We start from the raw sequence: 21,116 nt of genomic DNA, 5'->3' as shown, positions 1-21,116 counted from the left end.
GCAGAAGTAGTGCTCTCCGTTTCCCGCCACGAGTACCCCACGGAGGACGTGCCGGACGCTTTGGACGCTCTCGGCGAGACCGCAAATTGGATCCTCGACGAGTTCGCCGACTCGCCCGTCCTGCGCCCACAGGCGCTGAGCACGGCGCTCACCTTGGCGCAGCAGCACTGTGCGATGGACCCGCAGGCGGTGAAGTTCGAGACCTGGGAGGCCTGGGTCACGGCCATGCAGACCGGGTCCGCGCTCTTCGCCGCGGCGACCGCACCTGCGGGCACCGGCGTTACCTGCCGGATCAAGGAGCAGGAGTGCGTGCTCCCCGCGACCGGCCCGGAGTCCCATCTGAACGCGGGGACGTGGGTCACCTCCTTCTACTTGGCGATGATCTGCCGCGACAACGACCGTCTGCGCCGGCTGGCCGAGGTACCCGTCTCGTTGCTGCGTGACTCCGGCGCGGTGTTCGACGAGTACATCTACTCCTGGGTGGAGGCGCTGCAGAGCTTCTGGCTCGGCCGCCGGGACGTGGGCGACAGGCTCGTCGCGGCAGTCGACGGCACCGACGCCCCGGAGGCGCTGCGGTACGCGGACGCGGATCTTACGTCGAAGATCCTTTATCCACCGATGATCCTCCTCTACCGCGTCATCCGCCGCGACCCCGCCGAGTTCAACAAGTCGCTGGCCGACGCGCTGCGCCGGCACAAGGCGAATTGGACCGCCGACGAGGACCGTGCGACCAGCGCCGACGGGCTCGTCGCCCTCGGCCCGCTGGCCATGGCCTGCCTCGCCCGTGACCAGGGCATCACCTTGGAGGTCGAGTCCGAGTACTTGCCCAAGGCGCTCCTGGAGTACGCCTGGATCGGCGAGATCGAGTACTGAGCCGACGAGGGACTCCTAATGACCTGGCGATGGCCTCCCAGAGGCGCTGGCAGGAGTACGCCGTGACCGTCACCATTGCCCGGCATGGGGCGCCAGGGCCTAACGCCGGGCGTTTCGCAGAGGCTCTTGGTGAGAGCACGGCCGCGTCGATCGAGCGACTGGAGGAGGCGCCCATCATGATCGACACCACGTTCACCAAGTCCCTGCTGAACGTGCAGGCGCACTGCACTGTGGACCCCCGGGCCGCGAAGGTCGAAACATGGGAGGCAGTGGTCGCGGCCATGCAACTCGGCTCGGCGCTGTTCGCCGTGACGAGCGGTGCTGATGGAGTTGTCGAATGCCGCATCCACTACAAGGTGCGGCACATCCCGGAGATCGGGCCGCACCCGTCAGCCGACGCGGGCAACTGGCTCGCTGCCTTCTGGCTCGCCATCGTCTGCCGCGATCAGAAGCGTATGTCCCAGCTCTGCGAGATTCCGGTGGATCGGCTGCGCTCGCCCGAGGGCCAATACGACGACTATGTCTACCACTGGGTGGACGCCCTGCAGGCCTACTGGCTGCAGCGCCCGGGGCTGGTGGACAAGCTCGTCGCAGCCATCGAGGGCTCGCACCCCGAGGTCGCGACGGCCTCTCCCCGTGATCTGCTGCAGAAGGTCCTGTATCCGCCGATCAACCTGTTCCACCGCTTCCTGCGCAAGGACCACGACGGCTTCAACCAAGCCCTCGTAGAGGCCCTGGAACTGCACAAGGAGTACTGGACGGCGGACGAGGACCGGACCAAGGACCCCGAGGGCCGTATCGCTCTGGGCCCACTCGCCATCGCCTGCCTGGCCTACGACGGAGAGATCCCGATCGAGGTGGAGTCCGACTACCTCCCCAAGCACCTGCTCCAGCGTGGCTGGCTCGGCGAATTCCCCACCTGAGCCGCCCCCGAGGGGACCACGCCCCCAGCAATTGGAGGAAGTGTTCCACCCCCCAACCGGAAAGCCGCAGGTCAGAAGACTCGCCGCTGGAACAAATCCTCCAATTGCTTCGTGATGCCTGCCGCACCACCCACCGGCCGCAAGCCGCCAGCCCAGCCCGGCGTGCAGGCGAGGCGCGACCGCGCCCCAACCCCGGCCCACCCCTCAGCCCACCCCAAGGGACCGCCAACCCGCCCCCCGCTTCGCGGAAGCACGACGCTGACCAAGAAGCGGGCGGCCAACGGTGCCCGTTCAAACCGCGGCAAGCTCACACCACACGTACTTACCCCGGTTGCCACGTCTCGCCAGCGGATGCCACCCCCACAGATCAGCACACGCCCGCACCAACGCCAGCCCCCTTCCCTCCTCCAACTCGCCCCCCTCATCCAACGGCCCCGGCGCTTCCGGTGGCTCCGGATCGGCATCCCACGCGCCGATCCGCAACACGCCCGCCGACCATCGCACCCGCAGGGCGGCCGGCCCCTTGGTATGGCGTACGGCATTGGAGACCAACTCCGCCGCGAGGAGCTCCGCGACGTCGACCAGGCTGATCAGCCCGTGCATTGTGAGGATCAGGCGAAGGGTGCGACGACTGACAGTGACCGCGCGCAGGTCGTTCGGGATGTACAGGCAGTACTCCCACGGTTCGCTTTCGTTTTCGTTTTCGGGCATGCGTCAACTCCATTCGGCTAGAGGGGATTGCGGCCGACCGGCGGTGGCAGTGCCGCCCCCGTCATGGCAGGACGGTGCGGTGCGCTTCCGGGACCCCGGCATTCCGCAGCGTGTGCGACGCATCACTGACAGTAGGCCATAAATTTCAGTCCAGGCAAGCAGATCGCGTAGCCTGACCCCCGAACGAGTCGTCCCACCAGGGCTGTTGAAGGAAAGAAGGACGCCGTGCCAGCAAGGCGGCACCCCACGGCACGCCAGGTACGCCTGGGCGCCGAACTGCGGAAGATGCGCGAAGCAGCAGGACTCAAGGCAACAGAGGCAGCGAGCCTCCTTGGCGTGAGCTCCGTCCAGATGAGCCAGATCGAGTCCGGCATCTCAGGCGTGAGTGAGCAGCGACTGCGTCGACTCGCAGCCAACTATGCTTGCGCCGACAGGGAGTTGATCGACGCTCTGGTGGCGATCGCCACGGACCGGACGCGAGGTTGGTGGGAGGAGTACCGGCGCAACCTTCCTACACCGTTCCTGGATCTGGCCGAGCTGGAGCACCACGCCGACTGCCGGTGGGACGTGGACTTTCTGCACGTCCCGGGCCTTCTGCAGACCAAGGACTACGCCCGAGCACTCTTCTCCTACGTGAACCCGGAGTTCCCGGACGACGAGGTGGATCTGTGGGTGGAACACCGGATGAAGCGCAGGGTCATCGTCGAGCGCCCCGACCCGATCCCGTACGAGACCGTGATCCACGAGGCGGCACTGCGCATCAGGGTCGGCAACCGCACCGCAACAGCGGCGCAGCTCGCCCGCATCCTGGAACTCTCCGAAGCCGACCACGTCACAGTGCGCGTGATCCCCTTCGACCTGGACGGCTTTGCCGGAGCTGGAAGCGCCATGGTGTACGCGGGCGGCCCCGTCCCCCAGCTGGATACGGTGGTACGCGACGGACCTCACGGCACGGTATTCATCGACGCCCAAGCCCAACTCAGCCGCTTTCGAACGCTCTTCCGTAGGCTGGAAACGGTGTCGCTCGAACCCGATCGTTCGCGTGACTTCATCCACAGGCTGGCGAAGGAGCTGTGAACGCATGATCACCGCAGACACCTGGCAGAAGTCGTCCTACTCGGGCGGCGGTGAGGGCAACGCCTGCGTGGAGGTTGCCCTTCGCCGCACCTGCATATCCATCCGCGACTCCAAGGCCCCCACCAGGGCAATCGTCACCATCCCCACCGAAGTCTTCGCCCCCTTCATCGAAGCCCTGAAGACGGCCCCGCTGAAGCAATGAATTCGGTCAACGCGTCTGCGGGGCCATAATCTACGGCCACACGACCTCGCCGTCTCGAACGACGAGCGGTTCGAACCGGTCCGATTCATGGAACCTGATCCAGCCCAAGTGGACTGTCCCGGCCTTGATGCAGTGCCGGTCATCCGCCTTTGTGGACAACCAGGTGAGGAGCCCGGCAGTGCTGTCGAACTGATCAGGGTGGACCTCCTGCCGAATGGTCAGGGCCCAGGCCCCGTTCGTAGGGTCTTCCGGCCGCAGCAGTACCGACGTGAGCGCCCCGTTCACCTTCCAGGCGTCGCCATGCTGCCCCAGAAGAGGCACAGGATGGTCCTCTATGACGGGTTCGCCGACGTCATCAACCACCACGACCGGAAACTCGGACACGATGCGGAGAATCTCCGGCTTGGGTCCCAGGCCAAGATGCCACCGCAACTCCGCGAGTTCCTCGGCGGACAGGCCCTCGCCCAGATTCAGCGCGATGGAGAGCTCAAAGATGTCAGCCATGGCGGTGACGCTATCGCCGTGTCTCTCGTCGCCCGCTGTCAGGGGATGTCCTCGATCCGCTGGCGGTTGAGCAGATACGTGGGCAGATACCGCTGCTTCGGGGCGACAGGGAAGCCGTAGTCGTAGGCGAGGCTCGCCATCGCGAGTGGTCCGAGTGCTGCCCGGCCGCGTGGTGCCGCCGATTCGCCCCAGTAGCGGCCGTGCTCCGCGACCGCTTCGTCGAGTGCCTTGCTGAAGGCGTCGTGGTCGCGGGCGATGAGGCGGTGGAAGAGGGCCGTCGGCTGGTAGTCGATGCCGTTCACGAAGTCGAGCGGCGCGTGGGTGACGCCGTCGAAGCCGGACGTCTGCATGGTGGCGAGGAGTTTCTCCACGACCCCGTCCATGGAGTCGCGTTCGGAGAAGTAGGCCTGGAGCGTGTCGATCCAGTGCAGGACGTACGCGTCGACGGAGTCGTCCTGTCGCAGCGTCGCGAGTGGTACCTGGCAGAGGCGGCGGATCCGGTCCGTCTGGCGGCATACGATCGCCAGGTAGAGGGCGTCGAGCCAGGCTCGGGCGTCCGCAGGTGGTGCGGCGGGCGTGGCGGGGAGCTGCGTGACGATGCCCTCGCCCAGGTGGCATTCCTGCGCCTGCGCGCCGGTGAACAGCGCGCACCCGAGTTGCAGGGCGGTGGCCCACGCGTCCCAGGTGGCGACGTGCGCCACGTCGGGATCGGCGGCGCAGCGGGCGTGGGCCAGTGCGAGGGCGGAGGCGAAGGCGTCGGCCAGTCCGGTGGGGTCCTCGGTGAGGCGGGTTATCGACTCGGCGGTGGTGTGGGTGAGTTCGGCGAGGTCCGGAGCGTCGGCCGCGGTGCGGGTGGCGAGACGGCCGGCGCGGTCGAGGCGGACCAGGCCCTTCATCAGACCGAGCAGGGGCGGTGGCGGCTGTATGGAGAAGCTGCGGGTGTCGTCGTCGATGACCGTGAGCGAGGTCAGGCTGCCGCGGTGCCACCAGTAGACCCGCGGGGACAGCGCACCCGGCCCGTCCTCGTGAGCGCCCAACGCGTAGGCGGCAAGGCTGTTGATCGCGTCGACCACGGATCCGTCGGCGATCGGGTGGTAGACCAGGTTGTGCCGGCTCGGTACGGCGACGAGGGCACCGGCGTCCGGGAGCGACTCGCCGGTGACCTGATGGACCACTTGGGCCAGGAACAGCGCCTTGCTGGCGACGAACGGGGAGTCGCCATAGAAGGAGTGCAGTATCGCCCCTCCCTCCATGGGCACTTCCTCATGCTCGGCGGGCACCCGCACGAGGTTCGCGCGCGCTGCGTCTCCCAGGGCCTCGATCCCGGCGCGCTCCACGTCCATGTCGGTGAGGATCCGCACGCTGGTGGGCCCGTCGAGGGCGTAGGCGAAGACGAGTCCGTCAGCCACCTCACGCGCGTAACGCAGCACGTTGAGGAGTTCAGGGGTGAGTGAGTCGGTGGGGAGCAGCCGGGCGTGTGCGCCGCGCAGCAGTTCCTCGGCGCTCTCGCCGCCCCCACTGGCCTGCCGCAGGCTCGCGAAGTGCGCGGCGACCAGGTCGGGCCAGCGCTCCTCCGGCACGTCGCGGCACTGGTGTGCCAGGTTGTGCAGGGGATGGTCGTGGCCGTCCTGCAAGTACGGGGCGGCGAGTGCCCGCAGGTGTGAGGCCTGCGCGGCGGTCAGCATGGGCAGGCTGGAGTCGGGGGCGTCGTCTGATGTCATCACCGCCACTCTACGAGGCGCGTGATGTTGCGACACCGGGGCCTGTGTCCAAGCGTCGCTGATGAGCTGAGGTTCCCTGGACGATCCAGGGTTTTCCTGGATGCCGGGAAGTGGTCCGTCGTGCTGGGCGGGGTTTGGACGCCTGCCGTGGGACCGTGGGCCGTCGCCGCCGGGTGCGGTGCGGGTGCTCATCGTGTGCGGTACCTGCCGCCTGCGGCGCCGCCGGCTGCGGCGATTCGGAGGCTGCGGTATCCGCCCCGCCGGACGCTTTCCGCCCGGTGTGGACCCGGGCGGGGCGGGGACCCCGCGTCGCTTTCCTGGGCACGGGGCGGATTCTCAAGGAGACCGGAATCGTGACTGCTGCTCTCACCGGCCTCGCAGTGACACGCACGCTACCGAATGCACCATCACGCTCCCGCACCTCACGATGAACAGTCACCGGAAAGTGCTACAAAAGCCTGATGGCACCACATTGAACACCACCCCGTGATACCCAGTCGCACCAAGGAACCACAGGCCATCAGGAGCACTGCGCACGACCCTGCCGTCCGGCTAGAACAAACTCAACAACGCCTCCGCCGGATCCACCATCCCGCTCCCCCCGTCCGGCAACGGCAGCTCGAACCACACCGTCTTCCCCCGCGGCGTACGCCGCGACCCCCACGCCGCGCTGAGAAGCCCGACCAGTTGCAGCCCGCGGCCTCCCTCGTCCGTGTCGCGGGCGCGGCGGCGGCGCGGCTGGACCAGGCCCGCGTCCCAGACCTCGCACACCAAGGTGCGGTCCAACAGCAACCGCAACCTGATCTCACCTTCCCCGTACCGCAGCGCATTCGTCACCAGCTCGCTGACCAGCAACTCCGTTGTGTCGACCAGTGGTTCGAGGTCCCACGACAGCAACTGCCCGCGTGCGTACTCCCTCGCCCGGCCCACGCTGCGCGGCTCCCGCGGCAGCGTCCAGTCGCCGACCGAGTCGGCGGGCAGGCCCTGTACACGTGCCATCAGCAGCGCGATGTCGTCCTCGCCGTGGTGGGTGTCGAGGGTGTTGAGGACGTGGTCGCATACGTCCTCCAGGGGGCGGGCGGGGTCCGTCAGCGCCCCTACGAAGGCCTGGAGGCCCTCGTCCAGCGGATGGTCGCGGGATTCGACCAGTCCATCCGTGTAGAGCGCGAGCAGAGCGCCCTCGGGGAGTTCGACCTCCACCTCCTCGAAGGGTTCGCCTCCCACCCCGAGCGGCATGCCCGGCGGCACGTCGAGCATCAGGGCGGTCTCGCCGGGCTCGACCAGCACCGGCGGCAGATGGCCCGCGTTGGCGAAGGTGCAGCGCCTCGTCACCGAGTCGTAGACCGCGTACACGCAGGTCGCCAAATACACCTCGGACAGGTCGGCCTCGCGTGGGCGGCGGGCCGCGCGGGTGGCCTGCTGGACGCCGCCGGGGGCGCCCAGGCCGCGTGCGATCTCGTCCAGCGCGGAGAGGACCTCCGCCGGTTCCAGGTCCAGCAACGCCAGCGTTCGTACGGCGGAGCGGAGTTCACCCATCGCGACCGCTGCCCGCAGGCCGCGGCCCATCACGTCCCCGACCACCAACGCCGTACGGTGGCCCGGCAGTTCGATGACGTCGAACCAGTCGCCGCCGACCTCGCTCGGCCGGTCGGCGGAGGAGTTGCCGGGCAGGTAGCGGCAGGCGATGTCGAGGCCGGAGGCCACCGGGTCGCCGGGCGGGAGCAGGGATCGTTGCAGTATCAGGGCTCGTTCGTGCTCGCGGCGGTACAGGCGGGCGTTGTCGATGCAGACCGCGGCCCGCGCCGCCAACTCCACCGCCAGGTCCCGGTCCCGGTCGCCGAACGGCTCGCTGCCCTTCGTACGGGAGAACTGCGCAAGGCCTACGACCGTGTCGTGGGCGACCATCGGCACGGCGAGCGTGGACTGGACGAGGCCGCCCTCCTCGGCGGGGACGTACCGCGGGCGGGCGGTGCGCAGGGCGTCCGCGCAGGGCGAGTTGAAGGGGTAGTGGTGGACCGCGCCGACCGCGACCGGCTTGCCGGAGCCGGTGAAGGGCGCGTCGGAGACGGCGCTGGCGAAGGCGACGCGGCGTAGCTCCGCGCTGCCGTCGGCCAGGCCCGGCGGGGTCTCGTCGCCGGCCAGGAGGCCCTGGTAGAGGTCGACGGTGGCCAGGTCGCAGAAGCCTGGAACGACTACGTCGAGGAGTTCGCGGGCCGTGGTCTCCAGGTCGAGGGAGTTGCCGATGCGGGCGCCGGCCTCGTTCAGGAGGGCGAGGTTGCGCCGGGCGGCGGCGGCCTCGCGGGCGGCGGCGCGGCGGGAGGTGATGTCGAGTCCGAGCCAGGCGATGCCGATGGGGCGGCCGGAACCGCTGTGCACGCGGTAGAGGTTGACGGACCAGTGGCGGCGCTCCTCCGAGCCCGGCAGGAAGCCCGTGATGTGCATGTCCGTGATGGAGTTGCCGGTTTCCAGCACGCGGCGCAGGGTCGCGGCGACCCGCTCGGCCTCGGGGCGCTGGAGGTAGTCGTGGACGCCGCGGCCGCGGTGGTCGTCGGGGCTGCCGCCGAAGGTGCTGGCGAACTGCTTGTTGGCGCGTCGTACCCGCAGATCGGTGTCGATGAGCAGGAAGCCGAAGGGAGATTGGCCGAAAATGGACTGCGAGGCGGCGAGGTCGGTCTCGATGCTGCGCAGGGTGCGGACGTCGACGACTATGCAGACGGCGGCCTTCTCGCCGCCCTCGGTCCGCGTCGGCATGACGTAGACCTCGGCGAGGCCTTGCTGGCCGCGCTCGCCGTCCGCCGTGTCCGGCATCCGGAAGGGGACGACTCCGGTCCACTCCCGGCCGTCCAGGATCTCCGCCATCTTGCGCTGGCCCTGCTCGCGCAGGTCGGGGTCGATGAACGCCTCGATGGGGTCCATGCCGACCGCGTGCTCGGCGGCGATACCGAAGAGCTGTTCGGCGCGCAGGCTCCACTGGTCGACCAGGCCGTCGGGGCCGATCGAGAAGGACGCGACCTTGATGTAGTCGTAGATGGAGCCGGGCGGACTGCTCTGCCACATGGCGTCAGCGGGCGGCACATCGCCCGACGCGGCTTCCGCCACGGCATCACCCGTGGCCCCAGCCCTCGCGCCGTCCGACGGGTCCTCGGACTCCGTGGCCTTCGCTGGTATCTCGCTCACGCGAACCGTCCCCTCCAGCTCACCGCGTCCGGCACCGGTCACCGGCGGCGGCTGCCCGCAGTATCCAGCACTACGGCGCCGCACAACACGGTGTTCACGATCACAGCACGGTCCCGATGGTTTTTGGACCGGACCGTGCCAACACCTACAGTCTTCTAACCAGCGGACACGTCGCCGAATCGCTCCGGCGCACAACCGCCACTGGCCTGAACCAATCGCTGGACAGTGTGGAAGGGGACGTACAGCCCTTTCGCGGCGGATCCTTCATCCCGGTACCGCAGTTGGCTCACGGCGGCACCGCGAGTTCGAACCACACCGTCTTGCCCGACTCGCCCGGCCGGGTGCCCCAGCGGCGCGAGGAATGGGCAACCAGTTGGAGTCCGCGGCCGCCCTCGTCGTCGGGCCGGGCGACGCGCTCGCGGGGCGGGTCCGGCAGCGGGTCCGAGACCTCGACCAGCAGGACGCCGCTCAGGCCCGCGGGGCGTACCAGCCGTACGCCGATGGGGCCCGTGGCGTGCCGCAGGGAGTTGGTCACCAGTTCGCTGACCAACAACGCCGCCAGGTCGGCGAGGCTGTCGAGGTTCCAGTCGCGCAGCCGGCCGCGGACGACGGCGCGGGCGGTGCGTACGGCGCCCGGGTCCGCCGGGAAGGTCCACTCGGCGCGGTCACCTTCGGTGTCGATCACGCCGATCACATCCCAGGCCGGCCGGATCAACCCCATGTCCGGTTTCGTGGGGTTAATGGGCACATACCCGATATCGAGTGGCCAGTACCGCGCTCGATGGCGCACTGTGACGCAAACGGCGTACGGAGTGATCAGCACAGGCGGACATGTCGGCCGGCTCCGTCAGACAGGCCCCAGCCGCGCCAGCACCTCGCGCACGGCGGGCACGTCCTGGTCCAGCCAGTTCACGCTCCAGATCTCGTCCGGCGCGAGCCAGCGCAGTGCGTCGTGGTCCTGGAGGGGCTTGGGTTCGCCGGAGCCGGCGAGCAGCCGCGCGGTCCACACCTTCAGGACGTACGGCGGCTTCAGGGGCCACTCCCCCGGGACACGCTCGACGGGCTCGGCCTCGACTCCGAGTTCCTCGCGCAGCTCACGCACGAGCGCCGCTTCGGGCGTCTCGCCCGACTCGACCTTGCCGCCGGGGAGCTCCCAGCGCCCCGCCAACTCCGGGGGCGCACTGCGGCGCGCGGCGAGCAGGCGGCCACCGTCGAGCAGGGCGGCCCCCACGACCACGATCCGTTCCGTCATGCGGCGGAGCCTACGGGAGGGCGGGAGCGCGGGAGCCCGGGAGCCCGGGAGCCCGGAAGGGCGGGAGCCCGGAAGGGCGGGAGCCCGGAAGGGCGGGAGCGCGGGAGCCCGGGAGCCCGGGAGCCCGGGAGCCCGGGAGCCCGGAAGGGCGGGAGCCCGGGAGCCCGGGAGCCCGGAAGGGCGGGAGCGCGGGAGCCCGGGAGCCCGGGAGCCCGGGAGCCCGGAAGGGCGGGAGCCCGGGAGCCCGGAAGGGCGGGAGCGCGGGAGCGCGGGAGCCCGGAAGGGCGGGAGCCCGGGAGCGCGGGAGCCCGGAAGGGCGGGAGCCCGGAAGGGCGGAAGCCCGGAAGGGCGGAAGCCCGGAAGCCCGGAAGCCCGGAAGGGCGGAAGCCCGGAAGCCCGGAAGGGCGTCGCGGGCCGGATCGGCCGGGACCCGAGGACCGGCACGGGCGGGATCAGCGGGCAAGCCCGAGGATCGGCGCAGGCCCGGCATCAGCCGGAAAGCCCACGGACCGGCACGCACGGGATCAACAGGCAAGCCCGAGGGCCGACACGGGCCCGGCATCAGCCGGGAAGCCCGAGGACCGGCGCAGGCCACCAGGTGGATGCGCGGGTCGGGTCGCCGTCGCAGGCCCGGCATCAGCCGGGAGCAGGAAGACCAGAGCCGGAAGGCCGGAGCCGGAAGGCCGGAGTTTGGAGCGGGTCGGCGCGTGGTGGGGTCAGCCGTCCGCGCTCACGCCGTTCTGCCCGATCCGCTCCACCCAGTAGAGCTGTTTGTGGCCGCGACCGTCGAGGCTGTCCGCGATCTTCTGGGCCTCCGCCCGGGTCGCGTACCGGCCCACGCGGTAGCGATTGCCGCTGTCGTCCTGCCGTATGACGAGCCAGGGAAGAGTGATCGTGCCGTCGTTCATCGCGCCCCTCCACTTCCCGCCCACGGCCTGCGCCGTGCCCCGCCCGCTAACGAAACCCCGATCCGCATATGCCCGAGCCTACGCCCAACCTTTACTCAGCGAACACGGCTTTTCACAAAGAGGTACGCAACCAGCCAAGCCAGACCGGCACACCATGGGGCGCACATCATCGAACGCGCCCCCGGCGCACGTCGATGCATCCGGTCAGCGGAATGGTCCGCACGTCTGCGCCGACCTGCGAAAACGGCCGGATTCCAACGCCGTGCGGACGGACGCCGGTTGGGCTTTCGCCGGGGGCAACTGCCAGAAGGGCGTGCGCCGCTTCAGAGGGAGTGTGTGCCACCTCACGTACGGAGTGCGGCACTTCACGACCACGAGGCGTTACGTCACAGCGCACAAGGCGTCACGTCACGCGTCACAGGCCTTACTTCACGGGCAGGTGATACGCGACCCGGTACCGGTCGGCCGGGATCACCACGTCGGCCGTCTCCACCGGGCGGCCCGAGGCGTAGTACGTGCGCTGGACGACCAGGACGACATGGCCGGGGACACCGCCCAGGGTGAGGAACTCCTCGGCGAGGCCGGGGCGGGCGCCGACCTCCTCGGTGACGTTGTCCACGATGACGTCGATGGCGGCCATGCGCTCGACGACACCCATGCCGCCGAGCGGGCCCTCCTCGGGCAGCATCACGGGCGTACGGCCGGTGACGGCGAGGGGCTCCCAGGAGGTGGAGAGCATCATCGCCTCGCCGGCGTCCCGGAAGACGTACTTCGTGCACATCACACGGTCGCCGGGCCGGATGGCGAGCCGCTCGGCGACCGCGGCGCTCGCCTCGGCCTGCTCGCTGCTGGACTCCCAGGTGCCGCGCCCCTCACCTTCGGCCTGCTCCTGCCTGAAGGGGGTGGCACCGCCGGCCGGACGGTAGCCGGAGCGGGCGATACGGCGCGGCTCGGGCCGCTCGCGCACATACGTCCCGGAGCCGGAGCGACCCTCGACCAGCCCCTCGGCCATCAGTACCTTGCGCGCCTCGAGGGCGACCGTGTCCGAGACGCCGTACTCCTCGCGGATCCTGGCCTGGGACGGGAGGCGGGTGTGCGGTGGCAGCGAACCGTCGACGATCTTCTTGCGGAGATCACCCGCGACACGCAGGTACGCCGGCTGCTCACCGAATGTCACTGGCTGCTCCCATCAGGTTGCACAGACAGCTACAGCGTGGCAACCGTGGGTTGTGCGATGCAAGCAAAGGCCAGAGAATCACTCGATGTGATGACTTGTGCCCGTGAGGGGCTTTACGCAGGCACTTTCTCCCCGCTATAGCCGCCCTCACACCTCAAGATCGCCACCTCCGCCGCCGGTGTCCCCACCGCTGCCGTCCTCCTCGGACGACGGCGGGGTCGTGGCGAGCCCCAGGGCCTTGCGGGCGGTGACGGTCCGGTCGCGGTCCTCCAGCTCCAGCGCCTCGCCGTAGGCCAGGTAGAAGGCGTCCACGTCGGTGGCCTCGGCCGCCTTCCCCCACGGCCCCTCGAGGTCCCGCACCTCCTTGAGGACGGCCGCGAGCGGCTTCCTCGCGTCGGCGGGCCACTGGTGGGCGCTCAGCATCCCGGCCTCCTTGGCGAGCGCGGACGACACCCGCCCGGCCCACAGCCGGTTGGCGTCCAGGTCGTCCTCGGGGGTGTCCCCGGGCGCCGTGTCCAGCGCCGCCTCCTGGAGGTTGGCCGCCTTCAGGTAGGCGAGCTGGTCCGCGTCGAGCGTCGTCGCGTCGTTGCGCAGCGAGCCCCCGCTCAGGCCGGCGTTCGCGTCCGTGTTGCCGTAGACGCAGGTGATCTCCCGGTCGCCGGTGCGCCAGCTGTCGGCCGACGGGACGATGTAGTACACGTCGACGTGCTCCGGCACGGCCCAGGCGTCCATGGCGTAGGAGGTCCGGAGCTCGTAGCACTTGTCCTGGGCGATCCGCGTGACCTCGCCGTCGCCCGGGAAGACGCCGCCCGGCAGCCTGACCACGGCGAACACCTCACCGTCGTGCTCACCGGCGCAGGGCACCTCGTCGAGGTCGTAGAACGAACCCTCCAGGCCCGTGGGCGAGTCGAAGCACTCGCCCTTCTTCGGCGAACCGCTGCTGCTCACCCCGTCCTTGAACCCGTCCCAGAAGTCCGACGCACCGCTCGTGGCGAGCACCAGCACCCACAGGGCCAGCCCCAGGGACGACAGCACGGAACCGGCGATGGCCATGCCCCGGCCGCGCTCGCCCTTCTTCCTGATCTGACCGAGCGCGATCAGCCCGAGCACGAGCCCCACGGCCGGCAGGCAGCAGAGGATCCCGAGGACGAGAGAGGCGATGGCGAGCCCGTTGACCGGCGCGGGCTGGTTGTACGGCAGGTAGCCCTGGCCCCAGCCCTGGTAGGGCGGCGGGCCGTAGGGACCGTAGGGGTTGTACGGCCCCTGCGCGGCGGGCGGAGACGGCGGGTACTGGCCCTGGGGGTACTGGCCCTGGGGGTACTGGCCCTGCGGGTACGGCCCTTGGGGTTCCTGGGGCTGGTAGGGCCCAGGGGGCGGGGGTGTGGACACAAGTACCGTGCTTCCTGGTTCGGGCGGCGGAGCCATGTCGGTGGTGTCGCTGATGGTGCCAATAACAGTGACGATGACAGTGTGGAACTGATGTACGACAGAGCGCATGGTAAGCGCGGCGCTGATGGGGGCGGAATGCCGGTCGGAAATGCGACGATCCGGGCAGTGAACGGGTTGACCGCGCGGTGGGCCGGGGAATCCTCCGGCGGCACGGTGTTCTCGGCGGCCGGGGTCTGGCCGTTGCTCGCCTTCCTCGCGGACGGGGCGACGGGCGCGGCGCGGGCGGAGCTGGCGGAGGCGATCGGGGTGCCGGCGGACCGAGCGGCCACCGCCGCGCGGGAGTTGCTGGCGGTGACGGAGTCCGTGGCGGGTCTGGACTGCGCCCTGGGGCTGTGGACCGGGCGGACCGTGGAGCTGCGGAAGGAGTGGGCGGCCGGACTGCCGGCCGAGGCGCACGGGGTGCTCACCGGTGACCTCGACGCCGACCAGCGGGCCCTGGACGCGTGGGCGGCCCGGCGTACGGGCGGGTTGGTCGAGCGCATGCCGGTGACGCTGCGGCCGGAGTCGGTGCTGGTGCTGGCCACGGCGCTGGCGTTGCGGACGGACTGGGAGGTGCCGTTCAAGGGCGACCTCGTTCCGTGGCGGGGGCGCGACCACGCGGGCCTCACCCGTACGACCCCGGATCTGGACGCGGTGACGGTGGCCCGGACCGCCGCGGGCGCGGTCACCGGGGCGAGGGTGCGGGGCACGGACGGAGTCGACGTACACCTGGTGCTGGGGGCGGAGGGGATGGGGCCCGGGGAGGTGCTCGGCTCCGGAGTCGACGTCCTGCACGGCGTGTACGAGGCCGTTCCCGGCAGCCGGCTGCCGCTCGGGGACGCCGGCCCCGGCCTGCGGGTGGACAGGGTCCGCACCGTCCGGCCCGAGCCGCCGAGCCTGACGCTCGACACCGTGGAGTTCACGCTGGACGCCGACCACGACCTGCTGGAACGTCCGGAGCTGTTCGGGCTCCGCACGGCGGCCGACGGCACCCCCGGTCATTTCCCGGGCATCGGCACGGCTCCGCTCGGCCTCGCCGCCGGGCGGCAGTCGGCGACGGCCACCTTCGGCGCGGAGGGCTTCCGGGCGGCGGCGGTGACCGCGATGGACATCGTGTGGATGGGCTGGGACAGCCGGCCGGAGCCGGAGTACGAGACGACCGCGGCCCGCGCCACCTTCGACCGCCCCTTCGGCTTCCTCGCCGTCCACCGGGAGACGAGCCTCGTCCTCGCGGCGGGCTGGGTCACCGACCCGAAGCCCTTCCGCGAGGACGAGGACCGTCATTGACGTATCGCTGACGCATCACTGACGCGTCATCAGAACTGCACTGTCCAGGCGTCGATTGCCGAGCCGTGGAAACAGGACGCTCGGCGCTGCGCTGTCGGACACGTACTGCGACGATCGTCGCCAAGGTTGGTGACAGGCGGATCTCAGTCGCACGCAGCAGCGGATGCTCCAGCCAGTGGCGTCGCGCGGCGTCATGTTCGGCGGCACCCGGGGCGCCGGCGGGAATGAAGTCGTCAAGCACGACGGTCCCCCCAACCGCCGGCCATCCCGCGGCTGGATCCAGCGGCGAGTCGACCGACGGGTCTTTGCCCTTACCCCCGCCGTCCAAGACGAGCAGGTCAAACGGGCCGTGCTCGACAAGTCCCCGCCAATCGCCCTGCTCTACGCGGACGTGTGGGTGGTCCGCGAAGAGCTCGGCGGCCGCCGAGGCTCGTCCCTGGTCGAGCTCGATACTCACAAAGGACGTGGTCGGGTCGGTCGCTTCGACCATCCACGCCAGTCCGACGCCGCAGCCCGTTCCGGTCTCACCGATCCGTCCACCGCGCCAGCCGCGAGCGAGGACCGAGAGCAGTTGACCCTGCTCCGGGGCACACGAGTGATCGAAGCCGAGGCTCGCTGTAAGCCCCACCGCCGAATCCACCAGCGGTGCAAGCCCGCCAACGTCCGAATACGCCGAAACATCCCGGATCCGAGTGTCAGCGGTCACGCAATTCGGCTCTGCCGGAACACCGAGATCATCTTCCGGGACCGGGCCCGGCCGTCGGTGCGCTCCCCCACATCCCTGACCTGGCCTTCGCCGACGCCGGCGACCACACCCATTTCGGCCAACTCAGCGAGTGTGGCAAGGTTTCGCCTTGATGTAGCGGCGCTTTGGGCTACGGCTCCCGGCGAGCTGACATCGTCGGTGAGTGGTACGGCGGGCGGCCCTGCAACCCCGTCCTCGGCACGGATAGGAACAGGACTGATGACCGGCTACGTGATGGCTGCCACCGACGCCGACGGCAAACGGCTCGCCGAACGCGTCGTCTCCACTGCGCCCGCCCTTGGCGAAGTCGCCGGATTCGGCGACAGTCACCGGACGAACTATGTATCGGTCCGTCACGGCCACGACGACATCACCCTTTATGGGAAAGACGCCACCGGCACCTGGTCGGTCCTCGTCGCCGATGCCCCCGCCGCTGTCGTCGTGGTGATGCGCAGGCAGCACGATGCCACGTGCCGGCCGGATCCGGACTGGGACGGCGGCCCTCAGGCCGGCTTCGAGTACGCCTTCGCCCCTGAAGACGGTTACGTGTTGACCGCCATCGATGTGGACGGCGAACCGTTCGGGGAGCGCGTCAGCTCCACGGCTCCCACGCCCGCCGACGCCGCCGAACTTGGCGATCGCCACGAGGCGGACTACGTCATGGCCGGCCGGCAGGACGGCGACGTGGTGACGCTTCACGGGCGGGACGCCGACGGCTCCTGGTCGGTGATCGCGGCCGATGTCGACGTCGACACCGCCGAGGAGATGTGTCTCTGGTTCGACCTCACGCACCATTACCAGGGCCGGTCACCGGCCGGCCACCACCCTCTCGACGACGCCGTCCTCGCGCCCGAGGACGGGCGGATGACCGCAGCACGGGCGATCTCACTGGTCGTGGAACAGATCCGGGCACGCCGCCTGGACTATCCCACGCAGGGCCTGACGGCGGATCGCTTTGACGGGGGCTGGAGCGTCTACGCGCCGGTGGACGTCGACGACAGCGACCCGATGGCATTCCTGGACATGCCTGTGGGCCGGTCGGTGTTCCTCATCAGCGACGCCGGGCGGCTCAAGGAAATATCCAGCTCGATTCCGCCGCGGCAGGCGGAGGAGATGTTCACCGCCGAGGAGGCGTACGTGCGCCGCACGCCCGCCGAGGAACGGTTCATGGCCGACCTCTGGGACGAGGTCACGCGGCTCGACTCCGAGTCGGAAGGCTCCGCGGGCATCAGTTCGTTCACCGTCGACGATCCCTCCGAGGAGGTGATCGCGGCCAGGGCATCCCGGCTGGTCGGCCCGATCGCGCAGCAACTGGCGCTGCTCGGCCCCCGGGGGTGGGACCGCTTCACCGCCATCTTCTCCTTCACGGTCTCCGGCGAGGTCGCCCAGCTGCGGTTCTGGGCCGGGAAGCGGAGCACCGAGGCTCGGGTGCCCGAGCAGATAGCCGTGCTGGTCCGCCGGCAGCGGCACCTTGCCGCGCGCATGCCGGCCGGGCCGTGGTGGCGCCTGGTGCTCACTGTCAGCGACAGCGCCGGCATGGGCGCCCGGATGACCACGGACTACGACTACGGCGATCAGCCCTTCCCCGACGAAGATCTGCTGGGCCCGGAGCACTACCGCAACGACCTGGCCGCCTACCCGCGCGCCCACACACCGGCATGGCTCTCCGCGTACGCCGCAGAGGCCGGCGAGCCCGGTCCCGCGTCCCGCACGGCACCGCACGCCGCCGGCGCGTCGACACCGCCGTCCGGCCCCCCGCAGGACCGGCCCGCGAGTTCCCCCACGCGACAGGCGCCGACGGCGCAACCTGACGTGGTGCCCCCCGACCCCCGGAACGCGCCCCCCGCATCCGTACCTCCGCAAAGCCCGATGCCGCCCGCGGGGCCGGCGCGAACTCGCGGAGTCCCGGTCCTCGACACCACGGTCGGCTGGACACATCTTCACGCCGACCCGCAGGTGATCACGTACGGCAGGAAATCGATTGCGCTCGACGAGGTGGAGTGGGTCAGCTATTCGGCGACCCAGATCGCCGAAAAGCGCTTCATGTTCCCCACGTTCTACAACAACAAGTGGGAATTCCAGGTGGGGCGGTACCCGTACTACGGCGGGCAGAAAGTCTCCGTGCTCTTCTCGAAGGGGGGCCGCCGAGCCGAGCAGCCGGAGGAGTGGGCGTTCCTGGTGAACCTGGCCAGGCAGTACCTGGAGCCCCGGTTGCTCGCCGAACTGGTCGCCCAGGTTCGCCGGGGTGAGACCGTCACGATCGGCGGCAGCGTCAAGGTGAACCAGGCAGGCATCGCGTGTAAGAAGCCACGGCTCGCCCTGCCCTGGGAGTCGCTCAGCGCTCCGCAATTGCACAACGGCATGATCTGCGTCTATCAGGCGAGCGCCGAAAAACCGGTGCTGACCCTGCCGTTGAGCCACCCCAACGCGGCATTGATCCCGGACCTCTTCGCCACACTCACCTCCTGAAGGCCAAGCACCGGCCATCGCTCGCCCATCGCTTGTCACCCCGGCTGGATATTTCGCCCCTCCCAGTGCGACGGACCCCACCTGTCGACGCCCTGCCCACAAGTTCGACGCCCAGGCGCTCTCATCTGCGGACACACCGCCGGCCACCTTGCGATCGAGGTCACAGCAGGGCCCTCACGACTCCTCGGCGAGGTGTCGGCCAGTCGGTCGCTCAGTCGTCGAACGCCGTGGCGCGGGTCTGCTTCTCCCAGGCCAGTACCTCCTCGCGGACCTGGTCGAGGTGGCCGAGGATCGTGGTGACGCTGTCCTCGCCGAGCGGGAGCCTCAGCGGCGTCCGCTCGGCGTTCAACGCGGCCAGGATGACGGCCGCCGCCTTCGCCGGGTCGCCGGGCTGGCTGCCGTCCCCGCCGGCCACGAACCCGCGGGTGTCGCTCACCTTGGCGTACACCCCGCTGTCCGCGCTGACGCCCGCCCTGCTGGTGTCGAAGAGCGCGGTGCGGAACGCCCCCGGTTCGACGATCAGCACCTTGATGCCGAACTCCTGGACCTCGTCCGCGAGCGCCTCGGACATGCCCTCCAGGGCGAACTTCGTCCCGCTGTACGCCGAGAAGCCCGCGAAGGAGCCCTGCCCGCCCACGCTGCTCATCTGCACGATCGCGCCCGAGCGCCGCTCCCGCATGTACGGCAGCACGGCCCGGGTGAGGGCGGCCGGCCCGAAGACGTGGACGTCGAACAGCGCCCGCAACTCGTCCTCGGAGGTCTCCTCGAAGGCGCCGACGTGCGTGCGGCCCGCGTTGTTGACCAGCACGTCGATCCGCCCGTGCCGCGCCACCACATCCCGTACGGCGGCCTCGGCGGCCCCCGTGTCGGCGACATCCAGACGCAGCGCCTCCACCTGGTCGGGGTGGGCGGCCACGAGGTCGTCCAGCGCCTCGGGTCGCCGGGCCACGCCCACCACCACGTCACCGTCGGCCAGGGCCGCCTCGGCGATCGCCCGCCCGAAACCGCTGCTGGCGCCCGTGATCAGCCAGACCTTGTTCATGACAGCTCCTCGTCACATCGTCGGCACATCGTCCTCGCTCGTTCGTGAACCAGCCTGCTGCCCGGTGCGGTTGCCCGTCCAAGACCCGGGGTGATAACCGATGGTTATGACCATGGACGTTCATGTGCGGGACCTGCGCTACTTCGTGACGGTGGCCGAGGAGCTGCACTTCACGCGCGCGGCCGAGCGGTTGTACGTGTCGCAGCCCGCGCTCAGCAAGCAGATCCGGGCCCTGGAACGGCAGTTGGGCGTCGAGCTGTTCGCCCGCGAGCCGCACGGTGTGGCGCTCACCGGCGCCGGTACGGCGCTGCTGCCGCACGCCCGGCGCGTGCTGGCCGCCTGGGCGGAGGGGGCGGGCGCGGTGGAGGCGGCCCGGACGGCGCAGCGCAACACCCTGGTCGTCGGGATGAGCACCAGCCCGGGCCGCGGCGGCCTCCTGCCCGCCATCCGCTCCCGCTTCACGGCCGCGCATCCGGAGACCGTCGTCCGGCTGCGGCAGGTGAACTGGGAGGACCCGTCCGCGGGCCTCGCCGACGGCGACGCGGACGTCGCCTTCGTCTGGCTGCCGCTGCCCGACCAGGACCGTTACGCCTGGACGGTGATCGCCGAGGAGCCGCTCCAGGTCGCCCTCCCCGAGACGCACCCCCTCGCCGCCCGCGCCGAGATCGACTTCGCGGACCTGCTCGACGAGCCGTTCCTCGCGCTGCCCGAGAGCACCGGCCCGCTGCGCGACTACTGGCTCGCCCTGGACGCCCGCGACGGCCGCCCCGCCCGGATCGGCGCCGAGATCGCGAGCACGGAGGAGACGTACGAGGCCCTGGTCGCCGGCCTCGGCATCTGCCTGGTGGCCACGGGCAACGTCCCGCTCCTCACCCTGGGCGGCGTGATCACCCGCCCGGTACACGGCGTCAGCCCCAGCCGCTACGTCCTGGCCTGGCGCCGGGAGGACGGACGCCGGCCTCTGGTGCGGGCGTATGCGGAGGCGTGCCGGGGGGTGGTGGGTGCGGGGTGAGGGCGGCGCCTCGAACCGGAATGTCGAACCTGCGGCGTCGGCAGGGTGCCCACGGGTCAAAGCCGCCGGGTACTAGTAGTGATAGCGAGCTGCGAGGATCACGATCTCCTTGTCCGTGACCAAGTAGACAAGGCGGTGCTCGTCGTCGATCCGCCTCGACCACGCCCCGGGCAAGTGGTACTTCAGCGGCTCGGGCTTGCCTATTCCCGTGAAGGGATCACCCTTGACGTCCTCGATGAGCTTGTTGATCCGAGCGAGAATCTTGCGGTCGTTCTTGAGCCAGGACGTGTAGTCCTCCCAGCCTTGATCCTCGAAGACAAGCCTCACTCGGCACCCGCTGCAGGACCCACCGCATCCGGATCGATCAGCTCACGCTCCGATACGTTCACGTTGCCCAGGGCATTCTCGTACGCCTTGAGCAGTCGCCGTGCGTTCGCAGGCGAGCGCAGCAGGTACGAGCCCTCGCGCAGCGCCGCGTAGTCCTCTGCTGAGACGAGCACGGCGTTGCCATGCTTGGAAACGATCTCGATGGCCTCGTGATCGTCGTTGACCTTCTTGATCAGCGGAAAGAGAGCCTTGCGGGCTTCGCTCGCAGTTATGGACATGGA

Annotated in this window: 19 protein-coding genes; 7 read left to right on the top strand and 12 right to left on the bottom strand. The window is 70.0% G+C overall.

Going from position 1 to position 21,116, the window contains the following annotated elements; translation table 11 throughout:
* Positions 1 to 9 precede the first annotated feature (9 nt).
* Both Q4V64_RS34190 and Q4V64_RS34185 read left to right on the top strand, forming a co-directional pair.
* Entirely contained in the window at positions 10 to 873 is an 864-nt protein-coding gene (locus tag Q4V64_RS34190) for an immunity 49 family protein (protein WP_253266875.1), read from the top strand.
* Between the two features lie 176 nt (positions 874 to 1,049).
* A complete protein-coding gene (locus Q4V64_RS34185; RefSeq protein ID WP_303713493.1) occupies positions 1,050 to 1,796 on the top strand; it encodes an immunity 49 family protein in 747 nt (248 codons plus the stop codon).
* Positions 1,797 to 2,087: 291 nt separating this feature from the next.
* On the opposite strand, the gene Q4V64_RS34180 is transcribed toward Q4V64_RS34185, so the two are convergent.
* On the bottom strand, positions 2,088 to 2,507 hold the full coding sequence (locus Q4V64_RS34180; protein WP_124439374.1) for an ATP-binding protein: 420 nt from the start codon (positions 2,505 to 2,507) through the stop codon (positions 2,088 to 2,090).
* Between the two features lie 225 nt (positions 2,508 to 2,732).
* On the opposite strand from Q4V64_RS34180, the gene Q4V64_RS34175 reads away from it, so the two are divergent.
* Both Q4V64_RS34175 and Q4V64_RS34170 read left to right on the top strand, forming a co-directional pair.
* Positions 2,733 to 3,584, top strand: coding sequence for a helix-turn-helix transcriptional regulator (locus Q4V64_RS34175; protein WP_124439375.1), 852 nt, complete (start codon positions 2,733 to 2,735; stop codon positions 3,582 to 3,584).
* Positions 3,585 to 3,588: 4 nt separating this feature from the next.
* Entirely contained in the window at positions 3,589 to 3,786 is a 198-nt protein-coding gene (locus tag Q4V64_RS34170; RefSeq protein ID WP_124439376.1) for a DUF397 domain-containing protein, read from the top strand.
* Positions 3,787 to 3,816: 30 nt separating this feature from the next.
* Here the strand turns inward: Q4V64_RS34170 and Q4V64_RS34165 are convergent, their stop codons facing one another.
* From Q4V64_RS34165 to Q4V64_RS34130, 8 genes are all read right to left on the bottom strand, one after another.
* Positions 3,817 to 4,290, bottom strand: coding sequence for a hypothetical protein (locus Q4V64_RS34165; protein WP_124439377.1), 474 nt, complete (start codon positions 4,288 to 4,290; stop codon positions 3,817 to 3,819).
* A 38-nt stretch (positions 4,291 to 4,328) separates the two neighbouring features.
* Positions 4,329 to 6,011, bottom strand: coding sequence for an immunity 49 family protein (locus Q4V64_RS34160; protein ID WP_124439378.1), 1,683 nt, complete (start codon positions 6,009 to 6,011; stop codon positions 4,329 to 4,331).
* A 552-nt stretch (positions 6,012 to 6,563) separates the two neighbouring features.
* Positions 6,564 to 9,188, bottom strand: coding sequence for a SpoIIE family protein phosphatase (locus tag Q4V64_RS34155; protein WP_124439379.1), 2,625 nt, complete (start codon positions 9,186 to 9,188; stop codon positions 6,564 to 6,566).
* 286 nt (positions 9,189 to 9,474) lie between these two features.
* On the bottom strand, positions 9,475 to 9,909 hold the full coding sequence (locus tag Q4V64_RS34150) for an ATP-binding protein (RefSeq protein WP_124439380.1): 435 nt from the start codon (positions 9,907 to 9,909) through the stop codon (positions 9,475 to 9,477).
* A gap of 126 nt (positions 9,910 to 10,035) precedes the next feature.
* The gene (locus tag Q4V64_RS34145; protein WP_124439381.1) at positions 10,036 to 10,440 is read right to left on the bottom strand and encodes a (deoxy)nucleoside triphosphate pyrophosphohydrolase; all 405 of its coding nucleotides are present in this window, start codon (positions 10,438 to 10,440) and stop codon (positions 10,036 to 10,038) included.
* Positions 10,441 to 11,156: 716 nt separating this feature from the next.
* Positions 11,157 to 11,348 (bottom strand): SPOR domain-containing protein, encoded by a 192-nt coding sequence (locus tag Q4V64_RS34140; protein ID WP_124439382.1) that lies wholly within the window; start codon positions 11,346 to 11,348, stop codon positions 11,157 to 11,159.
* A 424-nt stretch (positions 11,349 to 11,772) separates the two neighbouring features.
* Positions 11,773 to 12,525 carry a GntR family transcriptional regulator gene (locus Q4V64_RS34135; RefSeq protein WP_124439383.1) on the bottom strand — a complete coding sequence of 251 codons (753 nt, stop codon included), beginning with the start codon at positions 12,523 to 12,525 and terminating at the stop codon, positions 11,773 to 11,775.
* 147 nt (positions 12,526 to 12,672) lie between these two features.
* Positions 12,673 to 13,914, bottom strand: coding sequence for a DUF4190 domain-containing protein (locus tag Q4V64_RS34130; RefSeq protein ID WP_172629136.1), 1,242 nt, complete (start codon positions 13,912 to 13,914; stop codon positions 12,673 to 12,675).
* Between the two features lie 135 nt (positions 13,915 to 14,049).
* Here Q4V64_RS34130 and Q4V64_RS34125 point away from each other — a divergent pair, with 135 nt between their 5' ends.
* Positions 14,050 to 15,240 (top strand): serpin family protein, encoded by a 1,191-nt coding sequence (locus Q4V64_RS34125; RefSeq protein ID WP_124439385.1) that lies wholly within the window; start codon positions 14,050 to 14,052, stop codon positions 15,238 to 15,240.
* A 964-nt stretch (positions 15,241 to 16,204) separates the two neighbouring features.
* Entirely contained in the window at positions 16,205 to 18,454 is a 2,250-nt protein-coding gene (locus tag Q4V64_RS34120; protein WP_216377586.1) for a hypothetical protein, read from the top strand.
* 211 nt (positions 18,455 to 18,665) lie between these two features.
* Here the strand turns inward: Q4V64_RS34120 and Q4V64_RS34115 are convergent, their stop codons facing one another.
* A complete protein-coding gene (locus Q4V64_RS34115) occupies positions 18,666 to 19,496 on the bottom strand; it encodes an oxidoreductase (RefSeq protein WP_124439386.1) in 831 nt (276 codons plus the stop codon).
* Positions 19,497 to 19,602: 106 nt separating this feature from the next.
* Between Q4V64_RS34115 and Q4V64_RS34110 the strand changes: the two genes are divergently transcribed.
* Positions 19,603 to 20,508 (top strand): LysR family transcriptional regulator, encoded by a 906-nt coding sequence (locus Q4V64_RS34110; RefSeq protein WP_172629137.1) that lies wholly within the window; start codon positions 19,603 to 19,605, stop codon positions 20,506 to 20,508.
* A gap of 72 nt (positions 20,509 to 20,580) precedes the next feature.
* Here the strand turns inward: Q4V64_RS34110 and Q4V64_RS34105 are convergent, their stop codons facing one another.
* Both Q4V64_RS34105 and Q4V64_RS34100 read right to left on the bottom strand, forming a co-directional pair.
* Positions 20,581 to 20,835 carry a Txe/YoeB family addiction module toxin gene (locus tag Q4V64_RS34105; protein ID WP_124439388.1) on the bottom strand — a complete coding sequence of 85 codons (255 nt, stop codon included), beginning with the start codon at positions 20,833 to 20,835 and terminating at the stop codon, positions 20,581 to 20,583.
* Positions 20,832 to 21,113, bottom strand: a complete 282-nt coding sequence (locus Q4V64_RS34100; protein ID WP_124439389.1) for a type II toxin-antitoxin system prevent-host-death family antitoxin — start codon at positions 21,111 to 21,113, stop codon at positions 20,832 to 20,834. Before Q4V64_RS34100 ends, Q4V64_RS34105 begins: the two co-directional genes overlap by 4 nt.
* Between the last annotated feature and the right edge of the window lie 3 nt (positions 21,114 to 21,116).

Origin of the sequence: Streptomyces sp. NL15-2K, from assembly GCF_030551255.1 — a bacterium.
Lineage (GTDB): Bacteria > Actinomycetota > Actinomycetes > Streptomycetales > Streptomycetaceae > Streptomyces.
Note: the sequence above shows the minus strand (reverse complement) of the source record. Positions and strands in the feature narration are given on the sequence as shown.